The sequence below is a fragment of the Isoptericola cucumis genome, assembly GCF_014635665.1.
Classification (GTDB): domain Bacteria; phylum Actinomycetota; class Actinomycetes; order Actinomycetales; family Cellulomonadaceae; genus Isoptericola; species Isoptericola cucumis.
This window is the reverse complement of record NZ_BMDG01000001.1, coordinates 206,263-219,349: the sequence shown is the minus strand read 5'-3', so window position 1 is coordinate 219,349 and position 13,087 is coordinate 206,263. Positions and strand designations below refer to the sequence as shown.

The following is a 13,087-nucleotide window of genomic DNA, read 5'->3' as shown; positions in this document are numbered from 1 at the left end:
TGGCCGCGTGAACTCCGACGCGCGCCGCACGACCACCCGCCGTACGACCGCCCGCCGCGCCGCCGCCGTCCTGCTCTCCGGCGCGCTCCTCCTCGCGGGGTGCTCAGCCCCTGCCAAGGAGCAGTCGCCGGCCGAGAGCGAGGGGGCCACGGGCGGCGCGACCAACGCCGAGGGCGCGCCGAAGGGGTTCGAGGAGTTCTACGGCCAGTCCCTGGAGTGGAAGGACTGCGAGGACGGCTTCGAGTGCGCGACGGCGTCCGCGCCGCAGTCGTGGCACGACGCGGACGCCGGCACGATCGAGCTCGCGCTGGTACGCACCCGCGCGGAGGGCAAGAAGAAGACCGGGTCGCTCCTGGTGAACCCGGGCGGGCCCGGCGGGTCGGGGATCGACTTCGTGCGGTCCGCGTCGGGGACGTTCGGGGAGCCGCTGCGCAAGTCGTTCGACATCGTCGGCTTCGACCCGCGCGGGGTGGGCGGCTCCACCCCCGTCACCTGCTTCGACGACGCCCGCAAGGACGAGTCGCTGAGCAAGGACTTCGCCACGGACGACGCCGGCCTGAAGGCCATGGCCGCCGAGGCGCGCGCCTGGGGCGAGGCCTGCGCCGAGAACACCGGCGAGCTGCTGGGGCAGGTGGACACGCAGAGCGCGGCACGCGACATGGACATGCTGCGGGCGGTGCTCGGCGACGAGCAGCTGCACTACCTCGGCTACTCGTACGGCACGCAGCTCGGCGCCACGTACGCGGGGCTGTTCCCGGACCGCGCGGGCCGCCTGGTGCTGGACGGCGCGATCGACACGTCGCTGTCCGCCGACGAGGTCTCGAAGGGGCAGGCGGTCGGGTTCGAGAACGCGCTGCGCGCCTACGTCGCGGACTGCCAGGCGGGCGCCGAGTGCCCGCTGACGGGGTCGGTCGACGACGGCATGAAGCAGGTGCGCGCCGTCCTCGACGAGGCGTACGAGCACCCGTTCCCGACGTCCGACCCGAACCGTGACGTGACCCAGACCCTCGCCTTCTACGGCGTCGCCGTGACGCTGTACGACGAGGGGAGCTGGCCGCTGCTGACGCAGGCGCTCGACGAGGCGATCACCGAGCGCAAGGGCGACATGCTCCTGTACCTCGCGGACTTCTACAACGACCGCAACTCCGACGGGTCGTTCTCCACGAACTCGTCCGAGGGCTTCCGCGCGGTGAACTGCCTCGACGACCGCGGTGCCACCGACGCGGACACGATGCGCGCGGAGGCGGCCGAGATCGAGAAGGCCGCGCCCACCGTCGGCCGGTTCTTCTCCTACGGCGGCGCGTCGTGCGCCGACTGGCCGTACCCGGAGGTCGAGAAGGAGTTCGACCTGCACGCGAAGGGCGCGCCGCCCATCGTCGTCGTCGGCACCACCAACGACCCGGCCACGCCGTACGTGTGGGCGGAGGGCCTGGCCGACACGCTCGACTCCGGCGTCCTCGTCTCGTACGAGGGCGAGGGGCACACGGCCTACGGGCGTTCCAACGACTGCGTCGCCGGCGCGGTGGAGGACTACCTCGTGGACGGCACCGTGCCGGAGGACGGCCTGACCTGCTGATCGTCGCGCCCCCAGGCGCGCAGCAGGAGCACGCCGACGAGCGAGATCACGGCGAGCCCGACCACGTAGATCACGGTGGAGATCCGCCCGACGTTGTCCGCCGTCTCCGGTAGCAGCTGGCCGTAGGCGAGCACGTAGTGCACGCCGCCGGTGATGCGGATCGCGAGGTAGCCGGCGATGAAGCTCATCGAGTCCCACAGCGCGTGCAGCAGGAGCACGGCGACGTAGGCCAGCACCACCTGGCCCGTGAGGCGGTAGCGGCCGGCGGCCGTGGCGGCGCGGAAGATCGCCGCGCCCAGGATGGCCGTCCACAGCACGTGGCCCACCGGCGTCAGCAGCCCGCGGATCGCCTCGGTCTCCAGCAGTGCGGTGAGGTCGATGCGCCCGAGCCGCGTCAGGCTCGCGTTGAAGGCGTACCCGGCCGACTCGAACGCCGCGAACCCGGCGCCCACCGTGGCGCCGAGCAGCGCGCCGGAGCGCCCCGTCTTCGGGATCACGGCCACGCCCACCACGACGAACACGAGGATCTTGACGAGCTCCTCGATGGCGCCCACCCCGACGTACATCCACCACGACGGCGACAGGTGCGACTCCAGGATCGACGCGCCGAGCACGCCGAAGATGCCGCCGACGAAGAACGCCGCCAGCAGCCGCAGGGTGTCGATGCCGCCCGCGGAGCGCTCGAGCACGTACAGCACGACGCAGAACGGTACGAGGAAGCTGCCCAGCAGGATGACCGTCGGCACCAGGTTCGTGTTCAGCGTCCAGTACGTGACGGCGGCGGTCACGAGCCACAGCAGGGCGCCCAGGACCAGTGCCTTCCACCACCATCCGCGGGGGGTGGCAACCGCAGTGGCCGGTGGTCCGGGCGTCGCGTGCATCAGGTTCCTCCAGGCAGCCGAGCGGATGCCTGGGACGGCACCCCACCTGCGAAAGTACCGACGTGCCCGGGCGCTGTCGCGCGGAACGACGACAGTGCTCCGTCGGCGGGGCGGTCGGGAGGCGGCGGGGGCGCTCGGCCTCTCGGCGGAACGATTTTGGAGTCCGCCCGGGCGGTCAGGTACTGTAGGCGCGCTCGCTGTTCAGGGGGACGCCCTCTGGCGCGGTCCGAGCACGCCGCCTTAGCTCAGTCGGTAGAGCGATTCACTCGTAATGAATAGGTCGTCGGTTCGATTCCGACAGGCGGCTCCACCACGGAAACCTCCGCTGACCTGGACCAACAGTCCGGAGTCCGCGGGGGTCTTCTGCGTCTCCGGCGCCGGTCTGGGGAACGCGGCCACCAGAAGGCATGTGAGGACCGTGGTCGAGGAAGGGCTTCCAGCGGGCGTCGACCTTGTCGAGGAAGTCTTCGATGTCGTCACAGGGACGGCGAGGACGAGGCAGCCGAAGGGGACAGCCTCACGCAGCAGGCGTCGATCCTGTCGAGATCTCCTCACCCGTGCGGGGGAGAGGATTCGTCGTCTCGGGGGAGGCCGGCCGGCTCCGTCCGCGGTCAAGGTGAGAGCCACCCTTCTGACGGTCCCTTTCCCCGGAGGACGGAACATGCGCGTTGCCCAGGTCGTGACCGCCACCGACCTCCAGCCCCCGGGGCCGTCTCCCTCGGTGCCGTGGTGGGTGGAACGGGCCGCTCCCGCGGCCGCCGGCTGGGCCGTCGTCTACGGAGCGCTCGTCCTCTCCTGGGGGCTGGGCAACGACTGGGGCAGACCGTTCGGTGACGCCGACCTACCGACGGCGCTCCTCGGCGGGCTCGCCGCCCTGTGCGCGGCGGCAGCCGTCGCGGCGCTGATGACCGTGCGGGTCAGACCTGGTGCCGTGCGCCCCGGCCTCGCGGGCACCATGCTCTGGGTCTTCGCCGGGGTGCTCGTCACCGTCGCACCCGGCACTCTCACCCTCGATCTGGCCAGTGTGTTCACCGGGCACTTCGACGCCATCGACTGGCCGCCCTTCCTGGTGAAGCTGTTCGCCGTGCTTGGAGGAGTGCTCTTCGCGGGGGCCGCGGTCTCGTACCGCCGGCGACTGCACGGAGCCTGCGGCTATTGCGGACGCTTCGGCGGCAGCAGCGGGGAGCGGCGCCGGTGGGAGAAGGCCGCGGGATACGCGGCCGTCGTCGTGCCCACCCTCGGGTATGCCCTGCCGCACGTGCTCTGGGCGATAGGTGTGCCGTTCGGTGTCACGACGAAGGGCGCGGCCGAGTTCAGCGCCCCCGAGACCGCACCCGCCCTGTGGGGACTCGCGCTGCTCGCCGTCGCCGCTGCCGTGCTCACTCTCGGCCTGGTCATGTCCTGGGGCGAGACCGTCCCGCGTTGGATCCCGCTGGTCGGCGGCCGCACCGTCCCCCGGCTGCTCGCCGTGATCCCGCCCCTGGTGGTGGCCGCCGCGATCACGCCGTACGGGGTGCTGGGCACGGTCGCCATGACCGCGCACGTCACCGGGATCCACGAGCTCTCCGCCGAGCGCATGGGAGAGATGGAGCCGCTCGGCTTCTACATCACGTATCTGACGTTCGCCGCCTGGGGCGCGACCCTGTGCGCGGCGGCGGTCATGTACCACTACCGCACCCGCGGTGCGTGCGCTCACTGCGACGGGCACGCCGGGCTCCCGACGACGGCGAGTCCCTCACGCTGACCGACCCCACGGTTCACGAGAACCTGCTGTTCGCCCTGGACGTTTCGACCGCGCGTCGAGCAGCAAGCAGCGATGCAGCCCGGCGACCCGACCAAAGGCTGATGGCGGCGTGAGGACGCACGAGGGCCCCGGTGCCGATCGCACCGAGGCCCTCGCGTCAGTCGTCGTCCGTCCGCGTCAGCTCGAGGTCGCGGGCTCCCGCACGTCGTCGTCAGGCGCGTCGGAGTCGGCCTCGGAGCGGCTTTCGGCGCGGGCCCTGGGGGTGACCTCGGACGGCGCGTCGTGGTTGATGACCCCGTCGTCCTCGCCGGAGAAGAACCGGCGACCGTAGACGAAGAGGCACAGCACGATGCCGACGGCGAAGCCCCACGCGGCGCCCTGGACGGCGAGGACCGCGCCGGTGACGCCGGCGATGCCGAGGTCGGTCTTGCTGCGCGCCTCCAGGATCCCGACCTTGACGCTCACGAAGCCCTGGATGAGCAGCGTCAGGGCGAGGGCGACGCCCAGGATGGGCTCGACGAGGCTCACGATCGGCATCAGCCACAGCGCGGTGTTGGTGCCCCAGCGGAACGAGCCGGCGCCGCCGAAGATGGACCGCATGGCGTCGCGGCCCTTCTTGTACCGCTCGGAGATGGCGACGTGCATGGCCGCCCACAGCGGCCCGCACATGGTGACGTCGGGGCCGATGATGCCCATGATCGCGTTGCGGCCGCCGAAGATCAGGTGGGCCCGGTTGGGGTTGTACCGCACGGCCTCGTCGGGGCGCTCGACGGAGGCCTCGCCCAGCACGGCGCGGGCCTGCAGCACGTCGCCGAAGACCACGATGTAGGCGGCGAGCACGGTGGGCACGGCGGTGAGGAACATCATCGCGGGCGGCAGCCCGACGCCGAACACCGTGTACTCGCTCCACAGCGTGGCGAAGTCGGGCGTGCTGAAGCCCCACTCGATCGTGGGCCACGGCGCCTCGCCGAAGACGGGGGCGAGCACGACCGCCAGCAGGATGCTGGGCAGGATGCCGAGTCCGCCGATGACGCGCCACAGCCTGCCGCGGGTCTGCAGGCGGGCGAAGTGCTTGGAGTACAGCAGGTAGAACGCCAGCCCGACGGTGATCGCGATGGTCCACGGGAACGTCTCGAAGCGGCCGCCGGCGGCGAACACTCCCTGCACGGCGGCAAACCCGGCGCCGACGATGACGCCCGCACGCAGCGCGTTCGGGACGAACCGCACCACCTTCGCCGCGAGCCCGCTGACGCCGAGGAAGATCGAGAGCGCCGCCAGCATCAGCTGGAAGGCGATGAGGGCGTGCACCCGCTCGGGCCCCTCGGGGAACTGCTGGCAGTAGACCATCACCAACGGGATGGCGGGCGTGATCCAGCCGGGCACCACCGGGTCGCCGAGCAGGTGGTGCAGCAGGTAGAGGAGGCCGTTGAGCACGACGACGGCGAGGCCGACCTCGAACGGCATCCCGAGCAGCTCCATGAGCAGCGGGATCGCCGACAGGTCGACGGCGCACATGACGAGGCCCTGCGTGTAGTCCGGCCACTCGATGCGGTAGTGCACGAAGGGCAGCCGGACGTCGAAGGGGCCGAGCTTCCAGTGCGGCGACCGCGCGTCGCCGGTGGGGGCGCCGTCGGCCGGCGCGGGGGTGCTGGTGTCCATGAGTGTCTTTGCGTCCTTGCAGGTCGGGGCAACGGTGTCCCGGTGGTCGGGTCGTGGGGCGTCGTCGTCGGCGCCCCCGGTCTTCAGAAGACGATCACCTGGCGGACGGCGCGTCCGTCGGCGAGCTCGTCCATGGCGTCGTTGATCTCGTCGAGGCGGATGCGCCGGCTGATGAGGCGCTCCACCGGCAGGCGGCCCTCGCGCCACCACTGCGCGAAGGTGGGGATGTCGCGCGCCGGCACCGCCGAGCCCAGGTAGGAGCCGATGACGGTGCGCGCCTCGGCCGTGACGGTCAGCGGCGAGAGCTGGGCGCGGGCGGCCGGGTCGGGCAGGCCCACGGTGACGGTCCGGCCGCCGGGCGCGGTGGCGCCGAAGGCGGTCTCGAAGGCCCGCGCGCTGCCGGCGCACTCGATGACGTGGGAGGCGCGCACGCCCTGCTCGGCGACCTCGGCGGGGGTGAGGGCCCGGTCGGCGCCGAGCTCGCGCGCGAGGGCGAGCTTGTCGTCGAGCGTGTCGACGGCGATGACCTCGCCCGCGCCGACCGCGACGGCGGTGAGCAGCGCCGCGACGCCGACGCCGCCCAGGCCGACCACCATGACGCTCTCGCCCTCGGCGGGCGCGACGGCGTTGAGCAGGGCCCCGCCGCCGGTGAGGACGGCGCAGCCGAGCACGCACGCGACCTCGGGCGGCACGTCGTCGTCCACCGGGACGAGCGAGGCGCGGTCGACGACGGCGTGGGTCGCGAACCCGGACACCCCGAGGTGGTGGTGCACCGGCTCGCCGTCGCGCTCCAGGCGGCGGCCGCCGTGCAGCAGGCGGCCCTCGTTGTTGGCGGCGCTCCCGGCCGTGCACGGCAGCCGGCCGTCCGTGGCGCAGCCGGCGCACTCGCCGCAGCGCGGCAGGAACGCCATCACCACGCGCTGCCCGACGGCGACGTCGAACACGTCGTCGCCGACCGCCTCCACGCGGCCCGCGGCCTCGTGCCCGAGCAGCATCGGCAACGGCCGCACGCGGTTGCCGTCCACGACGGACAGGTCGGAGTGGCACACCCCCGCCGCCTCGATGCGGACCCGCACCTCCGTGGGGCCGGGCTCGCCGAGCTCGAGCTCCGCGACGCTGATCGGCGTCGACGCCGCGTAGGGGCGCGGACGGCCGATCTCCTCCAGGACTGCCCCGGTGATGCGCACCGTCGTCCACCTCTCGTCGTCTGGTCGGGGATCGGCTCACGGTAACGACGTCGGCCCGCCGGCAACCACGTCGTCACGACCATCTGAGGGCCTACGCTGTGTGCGTGGAGCACACATCGGCGGAGGAGTCGGGGGAGCCGACCGCGGCGTCCGGGGCGTCGCACCGGTCGCGCGAGGAGCTGCTGCGCGTGCTGCTCGACACCGCGACCGACCTCACGGCCCTGCGCGACGTGGAGGCCCTGCTGCAGGCGATCGTGCGCCGCACCCGCGCCATCGTCGTCGCCGACATGGCGTACATCAGCCTCAACGACCCGGCCCGCGGCGACACCTACATCCGCCGCTCCGACGGCGTCGCCACCGCCGCCTACCGGACGCTGCGCATGCCGCTCGGCGCCGGGGTGCTCGGCCAGGTCGCGACCGGCCTCGCGCCCTACCAGACGTCGCAGTACGCGGAGGACGACGCCATCGCGCACGACCCGGAGGTGGACGAGATCGTCCGCGCGGAGGGCGTGCACGCCATCATGGGTGCGCCGCTGACCGTGGCGGGGAAGGTCATCGGCGCGCTCATCGTCGCCGACCGCCGGCCGCGCCGGTACAGCCCCGAGGAGGTCGGCGTCGTGGAGTCCGTCGCGGCGCAGGCGGCCGTCGCGATCGACAACTCGCTGCGCTTCGAGGAGATCGCGCGGCACGCCGAGCGGCTCGACCGCGAGCAACGCCGCAGCGCCGCGGAGCTGACGCTCGCCACGCGCGTGCTGGAGCTCGACCGCCGCCTCATGGACGCCGTCATGGTGGCGCCCGACGTGCGCCGGGTGCTCACCCTCGGCGCCGGCGTGCTGGACTGCGACCTGCGGCTGAGCGACCCCGCCGGCGTCGTGCTGGCCACGTCGGAACCCGACCGGTCCGACCCGCGCGACCCGCCTGCGCCTTCCCGACCCGACCCACTCGAGCGACCCGCCACCGTCGTCGCGGTCACCGCCGCCACCGAGCACCTGGGCACGCTGGCCGCCTCGGCGCCGCTCGACGAGCCGGAGCGCGCGCTGCTCGAGCGGGTCGCGGTGCACGCGGCGCTCGCGCTGCTGTTCGCCCGTGCGGAGGAGGACGCGGACCTGCGGGGCCAGCACGAGCTGCACGACGACCTGCTGGGCGTCGGCGGCCGCGACGTGCCGCGCGAACGGCTGGACCGGCGCATGCGCCGGTGGGGCCTGCACCCGGACGACCGGCTGTGGTGCGTCGCCGTCGCGACGCCGCCCGCGGACCTGCGACCCCGGCTCCAGGTGCTGCGCGCGGCCGCGGCGCGGTCGGTGCTCACGGCGCACGAGGACCACGTGTGCCTGGTGACCGCCGACCCGGCGTGGGAGGAGTCGCTGCGCCGCACGGCGGCGAGGAACGGGTGGCGGCTGCGCGTGGGGTCGGGCGGGCCGGCCCCGCTCGGCGGGCTGCCCGACGCGCACCGCCGGGCGCAGCTCGCGCTGGGCTCGCTGGTCACCCTCGACCGGGACGGCGTGCTCGACGGCGGCGAGCTCGGGATGCTCGGCGCGCTCCTGGGGCTGGCGCGCAGCGGTGAGCTGCCGCCGTCGCTCACCGCCGGCATCGACCCGCTCGTGGCCTACGACGCGGAGCGGTCGGCCGACCTGACCCGCACGGCCTTCTACTACCTGGAGTCGGACGGCAACGTGGCGCGCGTCGCCGAGCTGCTGCACCTGCACCGCAACACGGTGCGCCAGCGGCTGGAGCGCATCGGCCTGCTGCTCGGCCCGGGCTGGGACGTCTCGCCCCGCCGGCTCGACACCCACCTGGCGCTGCGGGTGCGCGACGCGCAGGTGGGCCTGGGCCGCTGAGTCCTGCCGCCACGTGGCGCGGCGGCCGGGTGTGCGGCCGCACACCGTGCGCGGGCGGCGGTGGACGCCGTGACATCGGACGGGCCGCGGCGATGGTGGCAGCATGGCGTCCATGACCGTTGCTGTTCATGACCGTGTGTCCGCCGTCCTCTCCTCCGTCCCGACCGGGCTGCTGATCGACGGCGCCTGGCGCGACGCGTCGGACGGCGGCACGTTCGCCGTCGAGAACCCGGCCACCGAGGAGGTCCTCGCCCACGTGGCGTCGGGCACCGCCGACGACGCGCGCGCCGCGATGGACGCCGCCGCCGGGGCGCAGGAGTCCTGGGCCGCCACCCCGGCCCGCGAGCGCGCGGAGATCCTGCGCCGGGCGTTCGCCCTGGTGCAGGAGCGGCGCGAGGAGCTCGCCCTGCTCATGACGCTCGAGATGGGCAAGCCGCTGGCCGAGGCGCGCGGCGAGGTCACCTACGGCGGCGAGTTCCTGCGCTGGTTCGCGGAGCAGGCCACGCACGACGAGGGCCGGTACGCGCACACCCCCGAGGGCACCCTGCGGATGCTGGTCCAGCGCCGCCCGGTGGGCCCGTGCCTGCTCATCACGCCGTGGAACTTCCCGCTGGCGATGGCGACCCGCAAGGTGGCGCCGGCCGTGGCCGCGGGCTGCACGATGGTGCTCAAGCCGGCCCGGCTCACCCCGCTCACGTCGCTGCACTTCGCGCAGATCATGCTGGACGCCGGGCTGCCGGCCGGGGTGCTGAACGTGCTGCCGGCGGCGTCCGCGTCGGCCGTCAGCACGCCGATCCTGGCCGACCCCCGCCTGCGGAAGCTGTCGTTCACCGGCTCGACCCCGGTCGGGCAGAGCCTGCTGCGGTCGGCGACCGACAACGTGCTGCGCACCTCGATGGAGCTGGGCGGCAACGCGCCGCTCGTCGTCTTCGAGGACGCCGACCTGGACAAGGCGGTCGACGGCGCGATGGCGGCCAAGCTGCGCAACGGCGGCGAGGCGTGCACGGCCGCGAACCGCTTCTACGTGCACGAGTCCGTGGTCGACGAGTTCGTCGACCGCCTCGCCGCGAGGATGCGCGGGGTCGTGACCGGCAACGGGCTCGACGACGGGGTCACGCTGGGCCCGCTCGTCGAGCCGAAGGCGGTGGACTCGGTGACGGAGCTGGTGGCCGACGCCGTCGGGCGCGGCGCCCAGGTCGTCGTCGGGGGCGAGCGCCCCGACGGGCCCGGCCACTTCTACCCCGCGACCCTGCTGCGCGACGTGCCCGCCGACGCGCGCTGCATGCGCGAGGAGATCTTCGGGCCCGTGGCCCCGGTGGCGACGTTCCGCACCGAGGACGAGGCCGCCGCGCTCGCCAACTCCACGGAGTACGGGCTGGCGTCCTACGTCTTCACGCAGGACGTGCGGCGCGGGCTGGCGTTCGCGGAGCGGCTCGAGTTCGGGCTGCTCGGCCTGAACGTGGGCGTCATCTCCAACGCGGCCGCCCCGTTCGGCGGGATGAAGCAGTCCGGCACCGGGCGCGAGGGCGGCTACGAGGGCATCGCCGAGTACCAGGAGACCCAGTACGTCGGCATGCCGATCTGAGCGCCGCCGCGGTGTCGCCCTCGACGGGCGACCGGCGCGCGGGGGTGGTCGCGGCGCCCGTCGTGCGTCAGGGTGGCAGGCATGACGAGCAACGAGGTCAAGTTCAAGATCGACGTCCCCACGGAGCTCGAGGGCGGCGTCCCGGCCGACTTCGCGTCGCTGTGGCACACGTCGACGTCGTTCGTCATCGACTTCGTGGCGGCGACCAAGCCGCCCCAGCCGGTGACCGACCCCTCGACGGGGGCGGTCACCGGCCGGGTCGTGCCCGGCCGCGTCGTGTCGCGGGTGCGGATCCCGCCGCAGCAGGTGTTCGAGCTCGCCCGGGCACTGACCCAGCAGCTCGACGCGTGGGAGCGGGAGACGGGCAAGAAGACCGACGGGAGCGAGTGACCCTCAGAGCACCCGCTCGGGCCGCGCGAGGATGCCGGGCACCAGCCGCGCGCTGAGCGCCGCAGCCCCGCGCACCGCACCGAACCCCGCGGCGAACACGGCGAGCGCGGTGGCGACGGCGATCGGCTGCACGAAGATCGCGAAGCCGACCAGTGGGAACAGCAGCACGGCGGCGCAGAGCGCGGAGCCGCCCGCCACCATCCACAGGGCGGACATCACGGAGCGGCGCGACGCCTCGGCCATGACGGTGCGCGGCACGCCCAGCCGGTCGAGCGAGACGTGCACCGCCGCGCGGTCGAGGGTGGCGGCGGCCTGGTTGATGCCCACCGAGCAGGCGACCATGAGGAACGAGCCCGCCACGGTGACGAGGACGCCGGTGGAGATGTCGTGCATCAGCCACCGCTCGTCCGCGGCCATGTCCTCGGTCGCGGACAGGTTGGCCATCGCCAGGCCCACGGCGCCGAAGACGCCCACGAAGCTGGTCATCGCGACGCCGCTGACCTGTCGCCACGTCGCCTTGGGGTCCTCGAGGATCATGCGGGCGGCGAGCAGGCGCGGCACGGTCGCGGCCTTGCGGGCCTGACGCCGGGCCCGCACCCGCACGAACCACGGGCCGAGGGCGTCCAGCGCGAGCAGCATGGCGCCGAACGACGCCGCCAGGGCGCCGACGATCGCGACGATGCCGCCCATCTGGCCGAGCACTCCGAGCAGCTGCATCAGCCCCAGCCCGGCCAGCAGCACGGCACCGGCGATCACCACGCGCACCCAGTGCGCCGTCCCCGGCCGCTGCCGCGTGCGCACGCCCAGCGGCGTCACGACCACGGCACGCAGCCCGGCCACGGCGCTCGCGGCGGCGAGCAGCGTCACGACCGCCACGGCGAGGGGCAGCCACCACCACGGCACCCACACCTGGGCGCCGAGCGCCTCCCCGCGGAACTGCAGCAGGCCGAGCAGGGGAGCGGTGACCCCGTACAGCAGGGTCCCGGCCAGTGCTCCGACGAACGCGGTGGCGGCGGCCTCGAGGACGGTCAGCGTGGTGACGGTGCCGGTCGTGGCGCCGAGCAGGCGCAGGGACGAGAGGCGCTCGTCGCGGCGGCGCGCGGCCAGGCGGGCGGCGGAGGCCCCCACGGTGCCGAGCGGCACGAGCAGCAGCACGAGGGCGATCACCGCGAGCGTCTGGTAGGTGCTGGCGAGGTCGTCGTCCCAGCGGAAGAACGCCTGCGCGCCGCCCGCCACGAGCTCCAGCAGGGCCGTGACGACGGCGAAGCTCACGACCGGCAGCCAGAGCGCGAGCCGGTCGCCGTCGCGCCGCCGGGCGAACAGGGGGGCGAGGCGCACGGCGGTGACGAGCGCGCCGGTGGGCCGGGCGCCGGGGACGGCGGCGTTCATCGGGCGACCTCGCCCGGGGTCGCGGCCCCGCCGGCGGCGGCCGCGAGGGCCGTGTCGGAGACGACGCGCCCGTCGCGCAGCACGACGGTGCGGGCGCACCGGCGCGCGACGTCGGCGTCGTGCGTGACGACGACGAGGGTGCGCCCGGCGGCCACGGCCGCCAGCAGGAGGTCGAGCACCTCCTCGGACGTGGTGGAGTCCAGCGCGCCGGTGGGCTCGTCGGCGAAGATGAGCCGGGCCCCGGTGACCTGGGCGCGCGCGATGGCGACGCGCTGCGCCTGCCCGCCGGACAGCTCGCCGAGGCGGCGCTGCTCCATGCCGGCCAGGCCCAGGTGGGTGAGCCACTGCGCGGCCTCGGCCTCCGCCTGCGCGCGGGGGACGCCGCCGAGCATCCGCGCGACGGCCACGTTCTCCAGCGCGGTGAGCTCGCCGAGCAGCAGCCCCTGCTGGAAGACGAAGCCGAGCTCCTCGCGCCGCAGCCGGGCGCGGGCGTCGTCGCCGAGCGTCGCGACGTCGACCGGCCCGGACCCGGACGCGAAGGTCACCGACCCCGCCGTGGGCCGCAGGATGCCGGCGAGGCAGTGCAGCAGCGTCGTCTTGCCCGAGCCCGACGCGCCCATGACGGCGACCGACGTGCCCGGCGCGATGTCGAGGTCGACGGCGTCGAGGGCCGGCGTGGCCCCGCCGGGGTACTGCATCGTGAGTCCGCGCGCGCTCAGCAGAGGTGTCATGACACCCAGGGTGCCCGCGGGGCGGGCCGGCGCGCGTCGCCCTCCGAGCGGATCCGGGCGCCGCCCAGGTCCCCCTCAGGTATGACGGCGGGGTCAGGGTTCCCCCG

10 protein-coding genes and 1 tRNA gene are annotated in these 13,087 nt (G+C 74.1%); 6 read left to right on the top strand and 5 right to left on the bottom strand.

Features of this window, described 5'->3' with window-relative positions; all coding sequences use genetic code 11:
- Positions 1-7: 7 nt before the first annotated feature.
- On the top strand, positions 8-1,576 hold the full coding sequence (locus IEW03_RS00950) for an alpha/beta hydrolase (protein WP_188521770.1): 1,569 nt from the start codon (positions 8-10) through the stop codon (positions 1,574-1,576).
- Here the strand turns inward: IEW03_RS00950 and IEW03_RS00945 are convergent.
- Positions 1,531-2,457, bottom strand: coding sequence for a PrsW family glutamic-type intramembrane protease (locus IEW03_RS00945; protein ID WP_188521769.1), 927 nt, complete (start codon positions 2,455-2,457; stop codon positions 1,531-1,533). The genes IEW03_RS00950 and IEW03_RS00945 overlap by 46 nt on opposite strands.
- 234 nt (positions 2,458-2,691) lie before the next feature.
- On the opposite strand from IEW03_RS00945, the gene IEW03_RS00940 reads away from it, so the two are divergent.
- Together IEW03_RS00940 and IEW03_RS00935 are read left to right on the top strand one after the other, a co-directional pair.
- Positions 2,692-2,767, top strand: a tRNA-Thr gene (locus IEW03_RS00940).
- A 351-nt stretch (positions 2,768-3,118) separates the two neighbouring features.
- Positions 3,119-4,201 carry a hypothetical protein gene (locus IEW03_RS00935; RefSeq protein WP_188521768.1) on the top strand — a complete coding sequence of 361 codons (1,083 nt, stop codon included), beginning with the start codon at positions 3,119-3,121 and terminating at the stop codon, positions 4,199-4,201.
- Between the two features lie 177 nt (positions 4,202-4,378).
- Here the strand turns inward: IEW03_RS00935 and IEW03_RS00930 are convergent, their stop codons facing one another.
- Positions 4,379-5,860: a hypothetical protein gene (locus IEW03_RS00930; protein WP_229737293.1), complete on the bottom strand. Its 1,482-nt coding sequence runs from the start codon at positions 5,858-5,860 to the stop codon at positions 4,379-4,381.
- An 83-nt stretch (positions 5,861-5,943) separates the two neighbouring features.
- Positions 5,944-7,047, bottom strand: coding sequence for an alcohol dehydrogenase catalytic domain-containing protein (locus IEW03_RS00925; protein WP_188521767.1), 1,104 nt, complete (start codon positions 7,045-7,047; stop codon positions 5,944-5,946).
- A 104-nt stretch (positions 7,048-7,151) separates the two neighbouring features.
- Here IEW03_RS00925 and IEW03_RS00920 point away from each other — a divergent pair, with 104 nt between their 5' ends.
- From IEW03_RS00920 to IEW03_RS00910, 3 genes are all read left to right on the top strand, one after another.
- Positions 7,152-8,885, top strand: coding sequence for a helix-turn-helix domain-containing protein (locus IEW03_RS00920; RefSeq protein ID WP_188521766.1), 1,734 nt, complete (start codon positions 7,152-7,154; stop codon positions 8,883-8,885).
- Between the two features lie 112 nt (positions 8,886-8,997).
- Positions 8,998-10,470 (top strand): NAD-dependent succinate-semialdehyde dehydrogenase, encoded by a 1,473-nt coding sequence (locus IEW03_RS00915; protein ID WP_188521765.1) that lies wholly within the window; start codon positions 8,998-9,000, stop codon positions 10,468-10,470.
- Between the two features lie 81 nt (positions 10,471-10,551).
- On the top strand, positions 10,552-10,860 hold the full coding sequence (locus IEW03_RS00910) for a DUF3467 domain-containing protein (protein WP_188521764.1): 309 nt from the start codon (positions 10,552-10,554) through the stop codon (positions 10,858-10,860).
- Positions 10,861-10,863: 3 nt separating this feature from the next.
- On the opposite strand, the gene IEW03_RS00905 is transcribed toward IEW03_RS00910, so the two are convergent.
- On the bottom strand, positions 10,864-12,249 hold the full coding sequence (locus tag IEW03_RS00905; RefSeq protein ID WP_188521763.1) for an FtsX-like permease family protein: 1,386 nt from the start codon (positions 12,247-12,249) through the stop codon (positions 10,864-10,866).
- Positions 12,246-12,980, bottom strand: coding sequence for an ABC transporter ATP-binding protein (locus tag IEW03_RS00900; protein WP_188521762.1), 735 nt, complete (start codon positions 12,978-12,980; stop codon positions 12,246-12,248). Before IEW03_RS00900 ends, IEW03_RS00905 begins: the two co-directional genes overlap by 4 nt.
- Positions 12,981-13,087: the final 107 nt, after the last annotated feature.

Bases quoted from the DNA above. Each gene is read 5' to 3' on its own strand.
- IEW03_RS00945 (WP_188521769.1), bottom strand. From the start codon at position 2,457: ATGCACGCGACGCCCGGACCACCGGCCACTGCGGTTGCCACCCCCCGC.
- IEW03_RS00935 (WP_188521768.1), top strand. From the start codon at position 3,119: ATGCGCGTTGCCCAGGTCGTGACCGCCACCGACCTCCAGCCCCCGGGG.
- IEW03_RS00930 (WP_229737293.1), bottom strand. From the start codon at position 5,860: ATGGACACCAGCACCCCCGCGCCGGCCGACGGCGCCCCCACCGGCGAC.
- IEW03_RS00915 (WP_188521765.1), top strand. From the start codon at position 8,998: ATGACCGTTGCTGTTCATGACCGTGTGTCCGCCGTCCTCTCCTCCGTC.
- IEW03_RS00910 (WP_188521764.1), top strand. From the start codon at position 10,552: ATGACGAGCAACGAGGTCAAGTTCAAGATCGACGTCCCCACGGAGCTC.
- IEW03_RS00905 (WP_188521763.1), bottom strand. From the start codon at position 12,249: ATGAACGCCGCCGTCCCCGGCGCCCGGCCCACCGGCGCGCTCGTCACC.
- IEW03_RS00900 (WP_188521762.1), bottom strand. From the start codon at position 12,980: ATGACACCTCTGCTGAGCGCGCGCGGACTCACGATGCAGTACCCCGGC.